General features: G+C 42.3%; 20 protein-coding genes. 10 read left to right on the top strand and 10 right to left on the bottom strand.

From position 1 onward, the window contains the following. Positions 1–894, bottom strand: coding sequence for a formate dehydrogenase accessory sulfurtransferase FdhD (gene fdhD, locus MTO98_RS10650; protein ID WP_243486635.1), 894 nt, complete (start codon positions 892–894; stop codon positions 1–3). A gap of 198 nt (positions 895–1,092) precedes the next feature. On the opposite strand from fdhD, the gene MTO98_RS10645 reads away from it, so the two are divergent. From MTO98_RS10645 to MTO98_RS10635, 3 genes are all read left to right on the top strand, one after another. After that, positions 1,093–1,335 carry a MoaD/ThiS family protein gene (locus tag MTO98_RS10645; RefSeq protein ID WP_090526447.1) on the top strand — a complete coding sequence of 81 codons (243 nt, stop codon included), beginning with the start codon at positions 1,093–1,095 and terminating at the stop codon, positions 1,333–1,335. Positions 1,336–1,445: 110 nt separating this feature from the next. After that, complete coding sequence (locus MTO98_RS10640) at positions 1,446–1,874, top strand: GNAT family N-acetyltransferase (RefSeq protein WP_243486634.1); 429 nt, start codon at positions 1,446–1,448, stop codon at positions 1,872–1,874. A 7-nt stretch (positions 1,875–1,881) separates the two neighbouring features. After that, positions 1,882–2,301 (top strand): molybdenum cofactor biosynthesis protein MoaE, encoded by a 420-nt coding sequence (locus MTO98_RS10635; RefSeq protein ID WP_243486633.1) that lies wholly within the window; start codon positions 1,882–1,884, stop codon positions 2,299–2,301. Positions 2,302–2,412: 111 nt separating this feature from the next. Here the strand turns inward: MTO98_RS10635 and MTO98_RS10630 are convergent, their stop codons facing one another. The 5 genes from MTO98_RS10630 to moaA form a co-directional block, all read right to left on the bottom strand. Beyond that, a complete protein-coding gene (locus tag MTO98_RS10630; RefSeq protein ID WP_243486632.1) occupies positions 2,413–3,471 on the bottom strand; it encodes a HesA/MoeB/ThiF family protein in 1,059 nt (352 codons plus the stop codon). Further along, positions 3,464–4,657 carry an NTP transferase domain-containing protein gene (locus MTO98_RS10625; protein WP_243486631.1) on the bottom strand — a complete coding sequence of 398 codons (1,194 nt, stop codon included), beginning with the start codon at positions 4,655–4,657 and terminating at the stop codon, positions 3,464–3,466. The genes MTO98_RS10630 and MTO98_RS10625 overlap by 8 nt, the downstream gene beginning before the upstream one ends. Next, positions 4,638–5,108 (bottom strand): cyclic pyranopterin monophosphate synthase MoaC, encoded by a 471-nt coding sequence (gene moaC / locus MTO98_RS10620; RefSeq protein ID WP_243486630.1) that lies wholly within the window; start codon positions 5,106–5,108, stop codon positions 4,638–4,640. The genes MTO98_RS10625 and moaC overlap by 20 nt, the downstream gene beginning before the upstream one ends. A 158-nt stretch (positions 5,109–5,266) precedes the next feature. Continuing rightward, positions 5,267–6,460, bottom strand: coding sequence for a molybdopterin molybdotransferase MoeA (locus MTO98_RS10615; protein WP_243486629.1), 1,194 nt, complete (start codon positions 6,458–6,460; stop codon positions 5,267–5,269). 17 nt (positions 6,461–6,477) lie between these two features. Then, a complete protein-coding gene (gene moaA / locus MTO98_RS10610; protein WP_243486628.1) occupies positions 6,478–7,467 on the bottom strand; it encodes a GTP 3',8-cyclase MoaA in 990 nt (329 codons plus the stop codon). Positions 7,468–7,886: 419 nt separating this feature from the next. Between moaA and MTO98_RS10605 the strand changes: the two genes are divergently transcribed. After that, positions 7,887–8,477 carry an NTP transferase domain-containing protein gene (locus MTO98_RS10605; RefSeq protein ID WP_243486627.1) on the top strand — a complete coding sequence of 197 codons (591 nt, stop codon included), beginning with the start codon at positions 7,887–7,889 and terminating at the stop codon, positions 8,475–8,477. Positions 8,478–8,483: 6 nt separating this feature from the next. On the opposite strand, the gene MTO98_RS10600 is transcribed toward MTO98_RS10605, so the two are convergent. Continuing rightward, positions 8,484–8,927 carry a KTSC domain-containing protein gene (locus tag MTO98_RS10600; RefSeq protein ID WP_243486626.1) on the bottom strand — a complete coding sequence of 148 codons (444 nt, stop codon included), beginning with the start codon at positions 8,925–8,927 and terminating at the stop codon, positions 8,484–8,486. A gap of 256 nt (positions 8,928–9,183) precedes the next feature. On the opposite strand from MTO98_RS10600, the gene MTO98_RS10595 reads away from it, so the two are divergent. The 4 genes from MTO98_RS10595 to MTO98_RS10580 all read left to right on the top strand — a co-directional run bounded on the left by MTO98_RS10595 (position 9,184) and on the right by MTO98_RS10580 (position 13,293). Continuing rightward, a complete protein-coding gene (locus tag MTO98_RS10595; protein ID WP_243486625.1) occupies positions 9,184–9,615 on the top strand; it encodes a DUF1801 domain-containing protein in 432 nt (143 codons plus the stop codon). 72 nt (positions 9,616–9,687) lie between these two features. Continuing rightward, on the top strand, positions 9,688–10,413 hold the full coding sequence (locus MTO98_RS10590) for an RluA family pseudouridine synthase (RefSeq protein ID WP_121229871.1): 726 nt from the start codon (positions 9,688–9,690) through the stop codon (positions 10,411–10,413). Between the two features lie 56 nt (positions 10,414–10,469). After that, positions 10,470–11,948 carry a hypothetical protein gene (locus MTO98_RS10585; RefSeq protein ID WP_243486624.1) on the top strand — a complete coding sequence of 493 codons (1,479 nt, stop codon included), beginning with the start codon at positions 10,470–10,472 and terminating at the stop codon, positions 11,946–11,948. Between the two features lie 334 nt (positions 11,949–12,282). Beyond that, the gene (locus MTO98_RS10580; protein ID WP_243486623.1) at positions 12,283–13,293 is read left to right on the top strand and encodes a glutamine synthetase beta-grasp domain-containing protein; all 1,011 of its coding nucleotides are present in this window, start codon (positions 12,283–12,285) and stop codon (positions 13,291–13,293) included. A 169-nt stretch (positions 13,294–13,462) separates the two neighbouring features. On the opposite strand, the gene MTO98_RS10575 is transcribed toward MTO98_RS10580, so the two are convergent. The 3 genes from MTO98_RS10575 to MTO98_RS10565 form a co-directional block, all read right to left on the bottom strand. After that, positions 13,463–14,434 (bottom strand): zinc-binding alcohol dehydrogenase family protein, encoded by a 972-nt coding sequence (locus MTO98_RS10575; RefSeq protein WP_243486622.1) that lies wholly within the window; start codon positions 14,432–14,434, stop codon positions 13,463–13,465. Between the two features lie 72 nt (positions 14,435–14,506). Further along, positions 14,507–15,091, bottom strand: a complete 585-nt coding sequence (locus tag MTO98_RS10570) for a Crp/Fnr family transcriptional regulator (protein ID WP_243486621.1) — start codon at positions 15,089–15,091, stop codon at positions 14,507–14,509. Positions 15,092–15,105: 14 nt separating this feature from the next. Beyond that, a complete protein-coding gene (locus MTO98_RS10565; RefSeq protein ID WP_243486620.1) occupies positions 15,106–15,522 on the bottom strand; it encodes a gamma-glutamylcyclotransferase in 417 nt (138 codons plus the stop codon). A 118-nt stretch (positions 15,523–15,640) separates the two neighbouring features. Here MTO98_RS10565 and MTO98_RS10560 point away from each other — a divergent pair, with 118 nt between their 5' ends. Together MTO98_RS10560 and MTO98_RS10555 are read left to right on the top strand one after the other, a co-directional pair. After that, positions 15,641–16,999, top strand: a complete 1,359-nt coding sequence (locus MTO98_RS10560; protein WP_243486619.1) for a glutamine synthetase family protein — start codon at positions 15,641–15,643, stop codon at positions 16,997–16,999. A 200-nt stretch (positions 17,000–17,199) separates the two neighbouring features. Further along, a complete protein-coding gene (locus tag MTO98_RS10555) occupies positions 17,200–18,237 on the top strand; it encodes a hypothetical protein (RefSeq protein ID WP_243486618.1) in 1,038 nt (345 codons plus the stop codon). Positions 18,238–18,286: the final 49 nt, after the last annotated feature.

Raw genomic sequence — 18,286 nt, 5'->3', positions numbered from 1 at the left:
TCAATCAATTTGTATTGATGGCGTTGTTAATATAGCCTCATCAGCAGGGACCATTACTCGATGCGCCCCTGTATAAATATTGAAGCGCTCATCGCGTAAAAAGCCTATCAACGTAATATTAAATTCGTTTGCCAGCTCTACAGCCAGGCTTGAGGGCGCACCTACCGCCGCTACGATGCTAATGCCAGCCATGGCAGCCTTTTGAATAAGCTCAAAACTGGCCCTGCCACTCAGCACTAATACCGTTTGCTGTAGCGGCAACCAGCTATACATCATAGAGGCTCCTATCAGCTTATCTAAAGCGTTATGCCTGCCTACATCTTCCCTCAATAATAACAGCTCGCCCAGGAGGGTAAACAAAGCTGAAGCATGTAAACCTCCGGTATCAGCAAATACCCGCTGGTGCCTGCGTAATAACTTCGGCAACTGATTAAGCACGATGCTATGGATCAAGCTTCCGTCGTCGGGCCCCGCGGCAAAACTGCTTACTGTACGGATGGCGCTGATAGATCCCTTGCCGCATACGCCGCAACTGCTGGTGGTATAAAAATTACGCTCTGTGTTTTGGAGGTGCGGCAATATACCCTGTTCAAGCGTTACCAGAATGGTGTTCTCTTTGTTTTCGGCACAGGCGATAAAGCTGTGTTTAGCCGACCGTATCTCACCGGCATTTTTGACAATACCTTCGGTAAAAAGGAAACCGGTTGCCAGTTCAGCATCGTGCCCGGGGGTGCGCATGGTTACCGAAATATTACGAACCTCTCTCTGATCAGCCGGACCATATTCCAGCTTAATTTCAAGGGGTTCTTCAATGGCGATACTATCCTCTTCCCTTGCGCTTTGATTGGCGTTAACTTTCACAACCGGGATATGTATAACTGGTGATGCAGACATACTCAAATATACAATTATGGCATGGGTTTGTTTATGCGAGTTCCCAAAGCCGACTATAGTTTACATTACTATCATAAACCTATGCAAATTTAAGCGTCTACGCTTGAACTTGCGGAAGAACTTGAACTTGCTAAGTTTCCGATTTGTTAAATTTAATCCTTTGCTCGTTTTGTAAGCTAATTTGAATAATTTTGAAATATGAAGATCAATATACTGGCTTTTGGAGTGGCGAAGGAAATATTTGGAAGCAGCGAAGTTAGCCTGGAAATGACCAACGATGCTACTATCTCCAATTTAAAATACTTGCTTGAGCAGCAATACCCGCGTTTAAAGCAACTTTCATCATATATGCTTGCTGTTAACAACGAATACGCCCTGCCCGGCGATACTATTCACGAACGCGATGAAATAGCGATCATTCCGCCGGTAAGCGGAGGGTAATCAGTGGTAGTAAATCAATTTGCGGTTATTAGTGGCCAGTTTGCTGTAGTTGCCAAGCGCCTAAAAATCCATGATTTTGAAAATCAAAAAGCCCTCAACCTAATAAAACAATGGCTATCAGAAGTGCTACAATTGCCGATCATACAGCGATATCAAACCTATTGGCACAATTAGGCTATCCTGGCACCGAAGATTTTTTAACGGGAAACCTCGAGAAGATGTTGGGGCAATCCTCATCGCAGGTTTTGGTTTATGAAGATGATGGCGAAGTTGCAGGGTTTATTGCCATTGATTATTTAACGCAACTGGTAGTTAAAGGTGACTTCATCCGCATCAGCTGTTTTTCTGTTGATGAAAATACGCGTGGTAAAGGTGTAGGTAAAGCCCTGGAGGATTATATTACCGAACTTGGCAAAGAGCGCAATGCAGACCGGATAGAAGTACATTGCCACACGCGCCGGGCTGATGCACATCGTTTTTATTACAGGCAGGGCTATTCCGAGTCGCCAAAATACCTTATGAAATCATTATTGGATTAACATTGCTATGAACACACAGATCCTGTTATCAGCCCAAACATTGAATATCCAATCATGTATTGAGTGGATCATGTCGCCCGAATCCGGGGGGATAGATGTATTTATCGGTACTGTGCGCAATGCCACTAAGGGCAAAAAAGTTTTAAGGCTCGATTTTGAAGCTTATGAGCCCATGGCCATCAGCGAAATGAATAAAATTGCTGCGCAAGCCTTTGAACGCTGGCCAGTACAAAAAATACTGATCCATCACCGTATAGGCTTATTGGATGTTGGTGAGGTACCTGTTGTTATCGCCGTATCTGCCGCCCACCGGGATGCGGCCTTTGATGCCTGTCGGTATATTATCGATACGCTTAAACAAACCGTTCCCATCTGGAAAAAAGAAAGCTTTGAAGATGGCGATGTTTGGGTGGCAGCACATCCTTAGGATTTTGGATTTGGGATTTTCGATTTCGGATTTTTTGATTTTACATTTATAATTTAAAAATCTCAACTTCTAATTCCGAAATCGAACATCCGAACTCCGAAATCAAATCATCTAATCAACCTTATACTCTGCTAACCCACCTTCCAATGAAAAAACATCTGCATGGGGGATCATTTTAAGGATCAGTTTTACGGCTTCGTCACTTCGCTTACCTGATGAACAGTAAAGTACTTTGGTGTTGGGGCTTGTGAAGTAAGCCAGGTACTCTTCTACTTCGTCCAACGGAATATGGGTACCGCCAATGTCATAAGCTTCACGCTCCTGCAGCGTACGCACATCAATAAGTTCGACAGTATCATCAATAAGGATGCGCTTTTTTAACTCAATGGCATTGATGGTAGGGATAGTAATAGTTGCTTTTAACCGGCGAATATGCGTTTTAGTAACCGATCCAATTTTAAAGATGCGGCTTTGCATACTTTGCGCATCAAAAATCAACACCCTGCCTGCCAGCAATTCGCCTGTTTTAGTAACATATTTAATTACTTCATTAGCCTGCATACAGCCGATGATACCCGCAAGGGTGGGGATTACCCCGCCTTCGGTACAATTAGGGATCTGCGTTGCATCTACTTCAGGAAATAGGTCGCGGTAATTAGGCGAATTAGCTCCCTTACCGTTGTTCACATTCCAAACAGCAACCTGTCCCTCAAACTGATAAATAGCACCATAAACAAGCGGCTTGCCTGCTAAAACGCAGGCGTCATTGAGCAGGTAACGGGTTTCAAAATTATCTGTACCATCCAATACAATATCGTAGCTGCCAATAACATCCATTACATTGTCAGAAGTTATCTTAGCGATATGGGGAGTAAGCTTAATGCCAGGGTTTTGAGCCTGTAAACGTGCGCAGGCCACTTCGGCTTTATTTTTTCCCTCATCGGCGGGAGTATACAATACCTGACGGTGCAAATTACTTATTGATACCTGATCAAAATCGGCAATACCTAAAATGCCTATACCCGATGAGGTAAGGTATTGTGCGGCAGGGCAGCCTAATCCGCCTGCCCCAACCACCAGTACGCGGGCTTGTTGCAGCAACTGCTGAGCTTCTTCACCAAAACCGGGCAGTGCTATCTGGCAGTTGTATCTTTGTAAATCCTCATTCATCAGCAGCAACTATTTTATGGTGGATCATTGATTTTACTTTTTCCAATTCTTCGGGCGTGTTCACATTAGTCAGGGCTTCCTGCTGAGGAGCGTTCAACAGCGTAATATCACTATTGATCAAAACTTTGCGGGGGCATGAATAACCTTGTGCCAAAAATGACAACAGTACAGGATAACTCTTAGGTTCCCATATAGCTATCAAAGGCTCCGGAAAATCAGTTACCGGGCTATGATATGCGGTAGCCACCGATGAGCTGTTACGCCATGCCACTAAATTACGAAGTGTGCTTTCATCCATCAAAGGCAAATCGCAGGCAATTACCAGCCATGCGGCATCCGGCTGCTCGCGAAAAGCGGAAAGAATAGCACCGTAAGGGCCTAAACCGGTAAAGGTATCTTCGATAACAGGGTAAGCCGGGTCAATTTCCTGCTGCTGGCCGGGCCGACCGGAGATATAAACCTCCCGGCAAAAGTCTTTGAGCAGATCGGCCATGTAATAACGCTGTTGCTTGCCATGCCAGTTGGCTGCTCCCTTGTCAAAACCCATTCGCGTGCTTTTACCGCCTGCCAACACCAATCCGTTTAAAACAGGTTTGGCTTGCTTTAAGGCAGCCTCAAAAAAAGCGACGATCTTTTCGCGTTCATCAATCTTTAAAATGGGAATTTGCTGCCAGTGAGGGATTGCTTCCTGTATAAAATCGGGAATCTCACTTGCATTATCGGCCAACAGAAAAAGCTGAACATTATTAAGCTGACCTGTCCTTTTTTGCAGGGATGCCTTTTTATTAATGTCGATGATCACCACCTGGGCTTGGGCCTGCTGGTGATTGCCGTTAACCAGTATTAGATCGGCAGATGAAAATTGTTGTTTAAGCTGGTAGGGATATACCGGATTTTGATAGTTAAACTGCTGGTAGTTTACCTGGTCGGTGTATTCAAGCGCTGCACCGCTCACCAGCCTGCCTGGCAATAAAGTGATATCGTCGTTATGCGACATATCCACATAAGCACATTTATAAACCGGCGAAAGTACCCTGATCACATCATCGGCTAATAATTTGATCACGGTACAGGGCCCGCCCAGAATAGCCAATTCATTGCGACCAAAATTGCCCGTTGAAGGCCTTGCCAGTTTAGCGTGTTTTTTATGCGTGCCTGATGGCTGCTTATGATCTTTTAAAGTCACGTTTACCTCCTGTTTTTGAGATCAGTTTGGTTTCTTTTATCACTATATCATGGCTCATGGCCTTGCACATATCATAAATGGTAAGTGCCGCTATCGAAGCTCCTACCAATGCTTCCATCTCCACACCAGTTTTTGCAGTAATGCTTGCGGTACAATCAACCTCTACCTCCTGCTGTTCATTTATGCGGATGGAAACATTGCAGTTATCCAAACCCAGCGGATGGCAAAGCGGAATCAGGTCGCCGGTTTTTTTGGCTGCCATGATTCCGGCAATAATCGCTGTTTGAAAAACCGGGCCTTTTTTACTCTGCAATTCATTCCCTGCCAAAAGTTCAAACACTTCGGCAGGCAAGGCAACCACACTACGTGCAGTAGCGGTACGATGTGTAACCTGCTTTTCAGTTACATCAACCATATTCGGGTCGCCTTGTTTGTTTATGTGGGTTAACATTTTTTTACTGTGATTACACTGATTTTTATTGTGATTTCACCGATCCCGTGATTTACGATAATTTGTTTACTTGATTATATCAACTTTCCCGCTGATTGATCCTCTTAAATCAAAAAATCGGTGTAATCAAACAAAAAAATCGGTGTAATCCCAAAAAACTAAAACTTCCAAACCTTAAACACCTCTCCTGCTTTAAAATTATTTTTTTCAAGCGGGAGTTCTAAGAAAGCTTCGGTATCTGCTAAGTTAGCAAAATCGCCCGAACCATTTCCTTCAACAGGCATAGCTATTAATTGCCCTTGCTCATTACTTTGCAGCTTTACCTGCAAATAATATTGCAATGCGGGCTGAAATGTAAAATCTTTCCCCAATACGGCGTATGTGGCCGCTTTTGCAGGTAGGCCAAGTGTGGTATTAAGCCAGGTTAAAAAATAACGGTGCAGGCACATGAATGTTGCTACCGGGTTACCCGGAAAGGCAAACACCAAAGCACCATTGCCATGCCTGCCAAACCAAAAAGGCTTGCCTGGGCGCTGAGCTACTTTATGAAACAGTTTTTCTACACGTAATTCTTCCAGCGCTTTGGGGATATAGTCAAACTTTCCCATCGAAATACCGCCGCTCAGTAAAAGCACATCATAATTTTGCAAGCAGTGGTTGATTTGCTCTCTTGTAATAACGGGCTCATCCGGAATGTGTAAAATATCAGCATCAATATGATGGAGTTTCAAAACTGCTTTTACTGTATAACTGTTTGACTTGCGGATTTGGTAGGGCAACGGCATTTCATGTACATCAACCAGTTCGTCTCCAGACGAAACTATTACCACCCGTGGCATTTTTTTTACCAGCAAATGGGTTTTACCAACCGATGCCGCCACACTGATAATAGCCGGCCCTACAAGCTGCCCGGATGTTGCTATAACTTCATTCTGCTTTTTATCAACACCCCGCAAATGCAGGTTTTGTCCTTTTTTTATTTCGGAGGTTAATAGGCTTGCCAGCCCTGCATTTATAGCAACATCTTCATAACGCACCACGGTATCAACTGAGGCTGGCAATACAGCGCCCGTCATGATCTCAATACATTCGTCTGTTTCATCTATTTCAACAGGCTCATCACCTGCTGCCTGGGTAGCTTTGATCCGAAAAGAACGAATATCATTTTCAACGGCCGCATATTTTATGGCTATACCGTCCATCGTTACCCGATTAAACGGAGGCAGGTCACGGTCGGCTTTCAGGTCTTCGGCCAACACATAGCCTAAAGCCTGTTCAAAGGGGAGACTTTGAGTACCATAGTCACGTGTTTGTGCCAGTACCAGTTTTTCTGCTTCTTCAACGGTTGTCATTTTTCCTGATGTTTAAACTATCCGCCAATAGTGGCCATTGATTCATGAATGCCGGTCCGTGCCACTCGCATGCGTTCGGCTTCCCAACCGTCTGCCGGCCGGTGATTAAAAGCAGTTAACAAGGCATGCTGTAGTACCTCATCAGAAGCGCCGCTGCGTATCAAATCTTTTAAGTTAAGCACACCATCATCATACAAACAGGTTTTCAACTCACCCTGCGGTGTTATCCTGATACGATTACAGGTACCGCAAAATGTGCGCGAGTAAGCGGCTATTATACCAATAGAGCCCTTATGCCCGGGAATTTGATAATTGTAAGAAGTAGAATATGCAGGGTCATCCAGCTTTTTTATTTGCGGATATTTACTTTTTATCTCATCTAAAATACGAAGGTAATCCCAATGCAGGCCATCGTACACATGCCCATCCCCGTTAAAGGGCATTTCTTCAATAAACCTTACGCTTACCGGTAATTCCCGCGACAGCTCAACGAGCGGGATAATATCCTGGATATTTTTGCCGTCCATCACTACGGCATTGATTTTTACCTCTATATCATGGCTCAGCATAGCATCCAGAGCAGCCATTACATTGGCAAATTCGTCACGACGGGTAATGGTGAAAAAACGGTTGGCATCCAATGTATCCAGGCTCAGATTTACTGATCTTATACCTATCCTCTTAAGTTCTGGCACATAAGGAGCTGTTAGCACTCCGTTTGTTGTAAGGCTAAGTTCTTTCAAGCCATCCAGCTTTGATATGCCTGTAAGCAATGGCATAATATCTTTGCGCACAAAGGGTTCGCCCCCGGTTATCCGAATCTTTTCGACGCCCATTTTTACCAGCAGGCGGCAAGTATGCAGCATTTCTTCATAACTCATGAGCTCGGCCCGCGAAAGCCAGTTCAGGCCATCCTCCGGCATGCAGTAAAAGCAACGCAGGTTGCACTTATCTGTCACTGCAAGGCGCATATAGCTGATCTTCCGGCCGTGATTATCTGTTAGCAAAATATAACTTTTTACCAGGTGAATTTAATTATTTATAGCCATTGCAGCTTTAAGTTAATGCACGGCAAGCGTAAAAGTAAGCATTACAACGCGTGGGGATGTTTGTGAATTGTATTTTTTGTTCAGCTTATAACGGCTAATTTTATCAAATTAAACTAATAAGAAAATTCGACGCACCTTTCCTTGTTCACAATAAAGACTTAAAATACAAAAAATCAATTTGTTACAAATGAACAGATATAACTAAAACTTTAATTTACCCAATCCCGTATTAAGGCAAGCATCCGCCATAAGGCAGTTATTAAAAAGGGAGCCCTGAGCCCAACAACATAAATACCCGATGACCGGAAGCTGCGCAAATTATAATTTATAACACGCTATAAGCGGTTACACTAATACCTAATGTTAACAGTTAAAAAATGACAGGGATCATTATTCTGGCAGCGGGCGCATCGAGCCGTTTTGGCTCGCCCAAACAAAATCTTATTTACCAGGGTAAAACCCTTTTACAGCGGGCTATTCAAACTGCACTCACCTGTTTACATTGCGAAAAGGTTACTGTAGTGTTGGGGGCAAATGAAAAACTGATCCGTTCTAACATAGACGATCAGCTTGTTCACGTTACCTATAACCCCAATTGGATGGAAGGAATGGGCTCATCAATAAAAATAGGTTTAACAGAAATGCTAAACCTTGCCCCACATATCACCTCAATTATACTGATGCTTTGCGACCAGCCATTTGTTGATTCTTTCCTTATATCGCAACTAACAGAAAAAAAAGAAACTAATGATTGCGGCATTATTGCCTGCGGCTATCGTGATGTTTTGGGTGCCCCTGCTTTATTTGATATAAAATATTTCCCCGAACTGCTTAGCCTGAAAGGGCCTGAAGGAGCAAAAAAGATAATTGAAGCACATCCCGACGATGTTTTTGTACTTCCTTTTCCGCTTGGTGCCATTGACATTGATACCACTGCAGACTTAGAACGGCTTAACCAAGTTGGATAACAGAATTTAAGCCGAAGCAACCAGTTTATTTACGCTTCGGTAAACAAATTCTGTAAAAATATGCCTGCGGGCAAACCTGCCCGGCGAGTCTGCATTGATAAATTTAGTGTAAACCGCTTTAGGTACATCAAAATATTCGTACACGTTACCATCTAAAAAAGTAACTTTCAATACCTGTTGCTTGTACTCAAAGTCGGCTATGTTTGATAACGTAGTGGTAGCCGTGTAATCAGATAAAGTTTGAGCACGGGTTTCCGGAGCTATGCTTACCAAAAAATGATAAGCCTCAATAATGGTTTTGCTCTTCTCTTCGGCCTCTATCCTGCTTTCGTCCTGAAACCTGTCGGGATGCCAGGTTTTCATCATGCTTTTATAAACAGTACGTAGTTCAGTTAGCTCAGCATTTTCAGTTACGTTCAGGAGTTTCCTGTAGTCGACAATTTTTTTCATTGTATATTTAATTCTTTTTTATTGTCGATGAAGGAATTACAGGCAAAACTATGCTTAACACCTCCATGAAAATAACGGCGCGAAGGTACGCTTTTTTAACGAGGAAAAACAGCGGGTTTTATTTATTAAATAATGATGATATTAAGTAAAACTTCTGTTAACATTATGTTCGTTCTGCTACGATAATTTGGTTGCAGTGCATAAAAAACAAAGCGAAATAAAAAGACAATTAAGTAAACCTAACTCAATATTTTATATGAACGTACAGGAACAAATCGAAGAATATATCTCCAGCCAGCCTGAACAGAAACGGCGCGATATGCAAGAGCTGCACCATGTTATACTTCGGGTGCTACCAGGGTGTAAATTATGGTTCCTGGATGGCAGGAACAGCGAAAATAAAATTGTTAGCAATCCTAATATAGGCTATGGATTATACACTATAAAATATGCCGATGGAACAACAAGGGAGTTTTATCAAATTGGCATGAGCGCAAACACCACCGGAATTTCCATCTATGTTCTTGGCATCGATGATAAAACATACTTATCCCAAACGTATGGAAAAACAATAGGTAAAGCCAGCGTAACCGGGTATTGCATTAAATTCAAAACCTTGAAAGATATAAACATTGAGATACTTGAAGATGCCATACGATACGGGGTTAAGGTTACAAGTGAAAATTAAATTTCAAACAGATACACCGCCAATAAAATACAGTGGCAGCTGTTTAAATTATAAACCGTATTTTTGCGGGCTATGAAGTTTCCAAAATTCGCCGACCTGATACTGTTTGAGAACGATGACGTGATTGTTGTGAACAAACCACCTTTTATAAGTTCGCTTGACGAGCGCGGTGAAGGTAGCAGCGAGATCAGCATGCTAAGGCTGGCTAAAGCTTATTGGGACGATGCGCAGATCTGCCATCGTCTGGACAAGGAAACATCGGGCGCACTTATTTTTGCCAAAAATCCCGAAGCTTATCGCTCGGTTTCCATGCAGTTTGAAAAGCGAAAGGTTAAAAAAGTATACCACGCCGTTATTGACGGTACACACACCTTTGATAATTTGCTTGTTGATTTACCCATCTTAAACGTTGGCAAAGGCAGTGTAACCATCAGCAGGCAGGAAGGCAAACGCGCCGAAACATGGTTTCAGTCATTAAAATACTATAAGCATTATACTTTAGTTGAATGCCGCCCGGTAACAGGCCGTATGCACCAGATCAGGATCCACCTGGCTACACAAAGGGCCTCCATAGCCGGAGATGAAATGTATAAAGGCGAACCTGTTTTTCTTTCAAAAATAAAACGCAAATACCACTTAGGCAAAGACCAGGAAGAACTGCCCATTATGAAGCGTTTTGCCCTGCATGCTTACGAAGTAACGTTTCGTATCAACCCCGAAACCGAAGTTACTATTCATGCCCCGTATCCTAAGGACTTTGAAACGCTTTTAAAGTTGCTTGATAAGTTTGACCTTTAAAATTAAATAGTAGAAAGTGTTTGATATTTACCCACGCCAACGTATTTTTATGCCTAATGGCTTCTCTCTTTAAAAAGTTCTCTCTCTGTATTTTACTGTTGGCGTTTGTTGTAAGCAGTTCAGAAGCCTCTTCATATATCTATCTTTCTGATGATAGCTTGGTTAATTTTATTAAGATAAAAGACAGAAACCTCCAGGATAAGAAAATAGTTGAGTATATTAAGCTTCGTTTTCAACAAGGGCCCGAAAATACAATTCCCGAAGGCAAAACGGAAGTTTATCAAAAACTGGATAAATACCAGGTTGATGACCGGGAAGCTTTAAAATATTTTATTGAAAGTACGGTACAAAAACGGCTGTCAAAACTCCCCGAAGCTGAAACTGCCATGGTTAAGGCCATTGATCAGGCATCAAAAAACAAAGCTGATTTTTTAATTTATTCATTTATCAGCCACCTTGCCTTTATTCAAACGGACAGGGGCAACCCAATTGGTGCCATATACAGCTATGGCCTTGCACAAAAGCAGGCGTTAAAACTTAACGAACCGCTATTGCAGGTATACCTCAATATCAATATATCCGATCTGTACTACAAACTCAACCTGTATAGCCAGTCACTGTATTACCTTAACCTGGCTTTTCATATTAAAGAGGAAAATAAAATCAAAGACGACAGGTTTTATACGATAATAAGTTATAACAAAGCCGAAAACTTTTTCAGGCGAAAAAATCTTGACTCGCTGCAACGATGCCATGATGAATTGATGGGCCCAAACAATAAAAGCTACAAACTATTCACTTACCAAAGCCGTACAGCCTACTATATATCCATATTGCAGCACAATTACAGCAACGCAATTGTACAGATTAAGGAACTTCAAGCCGATAAAAAGTATATACATAACGACCTTGAGCGGCAAAATCTGGCTGATGCTTTTTACTTAAACGGGCAGCCCGACTCGGCAAGTGCAATAGCCAACCAGCTACTTGCCCTACCTTATGCGGCCAATCACCCCGAAATAAAACATCATCTTTACGAATTACTGGGAAAAATAGCCCGCGACCGCGGCGACTATAAACTGGCTGCCGATAACTTTGACCTTGCACTGAAACAATCAGAAGCGAGCCTCAATAACACCACCCAGGTGGGTAACGTATCGGCACAAATAAAAATTGATAAAATTGAGAACACCTTTACTGATACTGCCGAAAAGTACAGGCGCGAGCGTCTTATTTTAATCCTAATCAGTATTACTACAGTCTTTATGTTTGCCGTTATAGCCCTGTTATACCGCAGTGCCAGGCAAAAACGCCACTACGAAAAATTGCTGTACGATACTAAAAAACGCGAGCTTGCCTTTATCAACTCGCACGAAGTACGCAAGCACCTTACCAATATATTAGGGCTTGTGGAACTGATGAGCGAAAGCAAAGACAAGAAACAGGAGTTTTTACAGGTTGAAAAGCATCTTTATGATTCGGCCACCCGGTTGGACGATGCGATTAAAAACATCTCAGAAAAACTGAACGACTAAATTCCGGTATCAGTTACCTGCATCATTATACCGGCCCTGGCGGGTGTATACACCTGCGTTAAACTTGCGCCAGTGCCCCATTATAATGGCATTTACATTATTGATAAAAAACGCCCCTTATTCATTTCTTAAAATACGAAATTGTTAAAAACGCAGTTTTACAGATTCTTTTTTATGGGTTTACAGCTATAATTAACATGTTATTGAAAAAAAATGTAAAATTTCTTAACATTTGTAATGATTTTTGTAAAAATAATTTAAATTCGCCTTAATAATTATTGAGATTAATACAAAAACTACAATTAGAACCCCAACTTTACAAATTAATTAAAAAATGGCAACAAAACTCGAGTACATTTGGCTTGATGGCTATAAACCAACACAAAGCCTGCGCAGCAAAACAAAAATCGTTAAAGAATTTAGCGGTAAAGTAGAAGATTTAGATAACTGGAGCTTTGATGGTTCTTCAACTGAGCAGGCACCAGGTGGTTCATCAGATTGTATCTTAAAGCCAGTTTTTGTTGTTCCTGATCCACAAAGAAAAAGCGCTTTCTTAGTAATGTGCGAAGTATTAAGCGCTGACGGCAAACCACACGAATCAAACGGTCGTGCTACTATTGCTGATGACGATAACGATTTCTGGTTTGGTTTTGAGCAGGAGTACTTCCTGTGGGATCCATCAACCAGCAAACCGCTTGGTTTCCCGGCTGCTGGCTACCCAGCTCCACAAGGCCCTTACTACTGTTCAGTAGGTGCTAAAAACGCTTTCGGCCGCGAAATTGTTGAAGAGCACTTAGATGCTTGTTTAGAAGCAGGCTTAAACGTTGAAGGTATCAATGCTGAAGTTGCTGCTGGTCAATGGGAATTCCAGATCTTCGCTAAAGGCGCTAAAGAAGCTGGTGACCAGATCTGGGTTGCACGTTATTTATTAGAAAGAATTGGTGAAAAATACGGAGTTGCTATCAACTGGCATTGCAAACCGCTTGGTCAATTAGACTGGAACGGTTCAGGTATGCACGCTAACTTCTCAAATACTACTTTACGTACTGCAAACAGCAAAGAAATTTTCACAGCTATCTGCGAATCTTTCCGTCCTGCTGTTGCTGAATGTATCGCAGTTTACGGTGCTGACAACGATCAGCGTTTAACCGGCAAACACGAAACTGCTTCTATCCATGACTTCAGCTATGGCGTATCTGACCGTGGTGCATCTATCCGTATCCCTCTTTACGCTGTAGATCACAACTGGAGTGGTTACCTGGAAGATCGTCGTCCTAACTCAGCTGCCGATCCATACAAAGTTGCTGCGGTTATCATCAAAACTGTAAAATCAGCAAAGCTTTAATGCCCTGAATAAAATAGTTCTTGTTTTATCCCCCGGTTTTGTAAACCGGGGGATTTTTTTTTGAAGATATTGTTAAATATAGACACGCATCACATGCGTCTTTTGCCGGGTAAACATTTACTTACAGGAGACGCATGTGATGCGTCTCTACATTAAAAACGTTTCAATTTTACACCATTACCACAAAGCGTTGCCCGCCCCCTACTTCCAAATCCCACAGTTCGGCAATATCCGCCAATTTCATCGCAATCGTATCCACTTTCAACTTACCGGCCGCTGCAAGCGCAAACATTTCAGGTAAAATCTCTTTAAAAAGTTCGTCAACCTGCGCTTTTGACCAGGCGCCAAGTCCCGATCCGGTTATTTGAAGATCAACGCTTCTCAAATTGGCTGCCGAAAGTTGTATCACATCCCCGGACATGCCCCCAACAGATACATATCTTATTTTATTGGTAAATGAACCATCGCCTTTTATGCAGGCCAGTATCATTTCGGCCGTATGCCCCCACAGGTAATCAACAATAATATCAATAGGTGTTTCTGAATGTATTGCAGTGATCTGTTTTTTAAAACTTTCATCATCCTGCAATACCGAAATTGTTTCATCGGCACCAAGGGATAGCAACTCATTTAATGATTGCTGGTTTCGCCCGGTTGCAATTATCCTTTTTGCACCATAATATTTGGCAATTTGAACGGCAACCCGTCCTGTAACGCCTGTAGCGCCATTAATAAGTACCACGTCACCCTGCTGGATATCGGCTTTGAATTTAAGTCCCATAGCAGCGCCAACTACGGCATTTGGCAGGGCTGCCGCTGTAATATCATCCAAGTTATCAGGCAATTTCACTATCCTACTTTTATGAATGGTAGCCTTTTCGGCAAGCATACCGCTTACACCTAAGCCATATACTCTTGTTCCATCTTCCAGCAAACAAACGCCATCCCCGCCAATCACGCGGCCATTTTCACTTGGCGCATCGCTCGAGTAGTGTTTGCCTGATGCCCTGCTTTTGTCGAGATGTTTAATGGCCACTGCTTTTACGCTAACCAACACTTCGTCAGGATTTTGAACAAGCGGTTCCGGAAAATCTGTATATTGAGGTAATCCTCCTTGTTGATACATTACTGCTGCTTTCATGTTATTTTCTTTTTTAATAACACAAAGCTACCCCGGCATACAGCACCGGGACGATAACATATGTTATCAAGTTCAAAAATGCAGCTTACCTTTTGCCAGTTTACTTTTTATACGGCTTAAATGCACTTTGCTCACCCCCAGATACGAGGCGATATAATGCTGGGGCACCCGCTGTATAATATGCGGCCTCCCGGTTAAAAGTTGCTGATAACGCTGTTCGGGTGTATCCCGGATAATAGAAACAAACTCATTGATATAATGCATTTGCCGCCGGGAAGTCATCTGCAATATCATTTGGGCAAAATCGGGCTCGTGACTTAGCTCGTCAATCAATTGGGTAACATACTGCTTAGGCAACAAATAAATAACCGACGGCTCAATAGTTTCGATAGTAAATGAACTTGGTACATTATTCATAAAGCTATCAAAAGAGCTTAACCCTTCATTTTCAAAGAAAAATTGCACCGTTTTGTCATCACCGTTATTATTGAAAAAAGTACGTACGCAACCTTTTTCAATAAAGATAGAATGCTGAGATATTTTGCCCTCTTGAAGCAGAACGGTTTTGGCCGGGGCTTCTATCCGCTTTTGAAACGGCAGGTATTTATCCCAATAAGTGTTTAATTTCGGAAACCTGTCTTTAAAATGGAAAAACATCGTTAACTAAATGGTTATTTGACAGCATTATTTAAATATTGCATATAATCGCCACCAATTATATGTAGAAAGCCATTTACGGATAAATTATAAACATAAATCCAGCATTTTATATCACCATCATCCGTAAAAACATCAACTTGCTGCCGTATATACTCCTGCGGATACTCATATAATTCGCCGATACCCTCGAAATCATCAATTACCTTTAATACCAGTTCAGGCTCATCCATTATAAAGATGCAACCATAAATGCTGCGTTCTTCGTTATCATCAATCACAGCACCAGGGTATTCGCCAATATTATAAAGTCGGCCTTTCACTTTTCCATCACTAACAAATTTACAATGTTGGGTAAGGTAATCAGCAAATTGGTTACCCGGTTGCAGCAATGTACCGTAAACAAATAAAAACTGGTTTGTTGCTTCCATATAAATAGCTCAAACAAAGGTAAAAGCAATTGCGTATTAAACGCATAAAGGCTATTTTTTTATAGTTTAAGCCATAATAGCTATCTTGCCATACCTTAACCGGCCATACTTTTATACCATGAACGCAGAAGAGATCAAAGCATATATTGAACAGAATAATATCCAGAAAATAAAATTCGCATTTGCCGATATTGATGGCATTTTGCGCGGTAAGGTTATCCACCCTAAAAAGTTTATTGATGGCCTGCAAAGTGGTTACGGTTTTTGCGATGTTGTTTTTGGCTGGGACAGTAACGATGTTTGCTATGACAATGTACAGCTAACCGGCTGGCAAAGCGGTTACCCTGATAAGCTATGCCGTATTGATCTTTCAACCCTGCGTAATGTGCCCTGGCAGGATGATATTCCGTTTTTTTTGGCCGATTTTAGCAAACCCGATGGTGACGACCTGCCGGCCTGCCCGCGAAGCCTGCTCAAACATATTAAGGCTCAATGCAATGACATGGGCTACCACGCTGAATTTGCACAGGAGTTTGAATGGTTTAATTTTAAAGAAACGCCGCAAACCCTTGCCGACAAGAAATTCACCAACATAGAGCCGCTTACACCCGGCATGTTTGGCTACTCGATACTGCGCACTTCAGAAAACAGCGATTTTTATTACGACCTGTTTAACCTGCTCACTAAATTCAATATCCCCATAGAAGGGCTGCATACCGAAACTGGTCCGGGGGTGTACGAAGCTGCCATACTGCATGATGAGGTTTTAGCCGCCGCCGATAAAGCAACGCTGTTTAAAACCGCCGTTAAAGAAATAGCTTATAAACACGGCATCATGGCGTCATTCATGGCTAAATGGACCGAGACCCTGCCCGGCTGCAGTGGCCACATCCACCAAAGCCTGTGGAGTAAAGATCAATCAAAAAACCTGTTTTACGACGCTAACGATGTAAACAAAATGAGCGAAATACATAAGCAATACCTTGCCGGTCAGCTGTATTGCATGCCTCATTTACTGCCTATGTATGCGCCAACCATCAACAGCTATAAACGCCTGGTTGAAGGCGCATGGGCCCCTACTACCATTACCTGGGGCGTTGAAAACCGCACTACGGCCATCCGTATCATCAATACTACCGAAAACTATACCCGCCTTGAAACCCGCATCCCGGGTTCGGACACCAATCCTTACCTTGCTATGGCCGCAGCGCTGGCATCTGGCTTATACGGTATTAAAAACAAGCTTGAATTAAATATCGAACCAACCATAGGCAACGGCTACCAGGATAAACGCAATGGCGTACTTTGGCCAAACCTTCATGCCGCTGCCACAGCCATGCAAAACTCCGAGCTTGCCAAAGAGCTTTTTGGCGAAGGCTTTGTTGACCACTTCACCCAAACCCGCCTGTGGGAATACCGCCAGTTTGCAAAAAGTGTAACTGACTGGGAATTGAAGAGGTATTTTGAGATAATATAATTATTTTCTTCTTCATGTCATTGCGAGCGCAGCGTGGCAATCGCTTGCAATACAGAGCGGCTATGCTTCCGTGCGATTGCTTCGTTCCTCGCAATGACATTTTATTATGTAATCCCCATCAAACAAATATTATATATTTGTGCCCTTAATTATAAACCGAATGCTGCCATTGGTGTAACTTTGCCGGCAGATATATACAAATGGACTATTCTTTTATTATCCGCAAGGCCTGGGAGGGGTATGATGCGTCAAAAACTATCCGCGATATTGAAGATATCAGCGCCATGGTTTCAACCAATCATGTGTACCGCATTACGTTCGACGATGACGATATAATCATAGCCAAGCTATCATACTTTGGCAAATTTGAGCACTTTAAAGAGGATCACCGCATTATTCAAACGCTGGCAATTAACCTGCTTTACCCGTTTGAGAATTTCCTTGCCCGTTCTTTACAAAAAAACAACCGGGTATACATTTATCATCATAAACACGGCAAAAACGATGCATGGGTGGTGTTTTATAACCCTACCCGCATATTACAGCGTCTGCCGCGCAGGTTAGAGGAAAACCATATCAAGAAACTTGGTCAGCAGGTTGGTAAATTTCATAAGGCATGCTCAAGGGTTAAAAATGTGCTGCCTAAATCGTCAAAAACTTTACGTACCGATATTTCGGCGCTATTGCAGCAAATCGAGGCCGATCCTAAGCAATTTGGCACCGGGATGCAGGCCGATTTTTTGAAATACCACTGTGAAACTTTCCTGAAAAACCGCTCTAAATACAACATGAGCTCATTTGAGATCATTCCGGTATTTATAGATTGGAACATCGGCAACTTTTCGGTAACGCCTAACCTGGAGCTATACTCGCGCTGGGATTACGATTGGTTCAGAATGAGTTACCGACTGCTTGATTTTTATTTCTTCAGCCGTGTAGTATCTGATATTGGCGACCGTACCGTGTTCAGCTATGTGATCAATACCATGATGGAAGACCGTTTCATTATGTTTTTAAAGGAATATCACAAAGTAAATCCGTTAACAGCCGACGAGATCCGTTTTTTGAAAGAAGCCTACCGCTTTTTTATCCTGAATTATGTAATTAAAGATGGCAAGCACTTTTTTAACGAGCAATACGCAAAAAAACTACAGGCAGAAGCTTTTGACATTTATTTACCATCGGTAGACAGGGATTTTGATGCCGAAAAAATCATTGAGGCTTTAAAATTGAAATAGGTTAGCTATCTTTCGGGCTCATTTTATTGCAGAACCCTTAAAACAGATA

The organism is Mucilaginibacter sp. SMC90 (genome assembly GCF_022811725.1).
In the GTDB taxonomy this organism is placed as follows: domain Bacteria; phylum Bacteroidota; class Bacteroidia; order Sphingobacteriales; family Sphingobacteriaceae; genus Mucilaginibacter.
Note: the sequence above shows the minus strand (reverse complement) of the source record. Positions and strands in the feature narration are given on the sequence as shown.

Excerpts from the sequence above, each read along its gene's own strand:
- fdhD (WP_243486635.1), bottom strand. The coding sequence starts at position 894 with ATGTCTGCATCACCAGTTATACATATCCCGGTTGTGAAAGTTAACGCC.
- MTO98_RS10645 (WP_090526447.1), top strand. The coding sequence starts at position 1,093 with ATGAAGATCAATATACTGGCTTTTGGAGTGGCGAAGGAAATATTTGGA.
- MTO98_RS10640 (WP_243486634.1), top strand. The coding sequence starts at position 1,446 with ATGGCTATCAGAAGTGCTACAATTGCCGATCATACAGCGATATCAAAC.
- MTO98_RS10635 (WP_243486633.1), top strand. The coding sequence starts at position 1,882 with ATGAACACACAGATCCTGTTATCAGCCCAAACATTGAATATCCAATCA.
- MTO98_RS10630 (WP_243486632.1), bottom strand. The coding sequence starts at position 3,471 with ATGAATGAGGATTTACAAAGATACAACTGCCAGATAGCACTGCCCGGT.
- moaC (WP_243486630.1), bottom strand. The coding sequence starts at position 5,108 with ATGTTAACCCACATAAACAAACAAGGCGACCCGAATATGGTTGATGTA.
- MTO98_RS10615 (WP_243486629.1), bottom strand. The coding sequence starts at position 6,460 with ATGACAACCGTTGAAGAAGCAGAAAAACTGGTACTGGCACAAACACGT.
- MTO98_RS10605 (WP_243486627.1), top strand. The coding sequence starts at position 7,887 with ATGACAGGGATCATTATTCTGGCAGCGGGCGCATCGAGCCGTTTTGGC.
- MTO98_RS10600 (WP_243486626.1), bottom strand. The coding sequence starts at position 8,927 with ATGAAAAAAATTGTCGACTACAGGAAACTCCTGAACGTAACTGAAAAT.
- MTO98_RS10595 (WP_243486625.1), top strand. The coding sequence starts at position 9,184 with ATGAACGTACAGGAACAAATCGAAGAATATATCTCCAGCCAGCCTGAA.
- MTO98_RS10590 (WP_121229871.1), top strand. The coding sequence starts at position 9,688 with ATGAAGTTTCCAAAATTCGCCGACCTGATACTGTTTGAGAACGATGAC.
- MTO98_RS10585 (WP_243486624.1), top strand. The coding sequence starts at position 10,470 with ATGGCTTCTCTCTTTAAAAAGTTCTCTCTCTGTATTTTACTGTTGGCG.
- MTO98_RS10580 (WP_243486623.1), top strand. The coding sequence starts at position 12,283 with ATGGCAACAAAACTCGAGTACATTTGGCTTGATGGCTATAAACCAACA.
- MTO98_RS10575 (WP_243486622.1), bottom strand. The coding sequence starts at position 14,434 with ATGAAAGCAGCAGTAATGTATCAACAAGGAGGATTACCTCAATATACA.
- MTO98_RS10570 (WP_243486621.1), bottom strand. The coding sequence starts at position 15,091 with ATGTTTTTCCATTTTAAAGACAGGTTTCCGAAATTAAACACTTATTGG.
- MTO98_RS10565 (WP_243486620.1), bottom strand. The coding sequence starts at position 15,522 with ATGGAAGCAACAAACCAGTTTTTATTTGTTTACGGTACATTGCTGCAA.
- MTO98_RS10560 (WP_243486619.1), top strand. The coding sequence starts at position 15,641 with ATGAACGCAGAAGAGATCAAAGCATATATTGAACAGAATAATATCCAG.
- MTO98_RS10555 (WP_243486618.1), top strand. The coding sequence starts at position 17,200 with ATGGACTATTCTTTTATTATCCGCAAGGCCTGGGAGGGGTATGATGCG.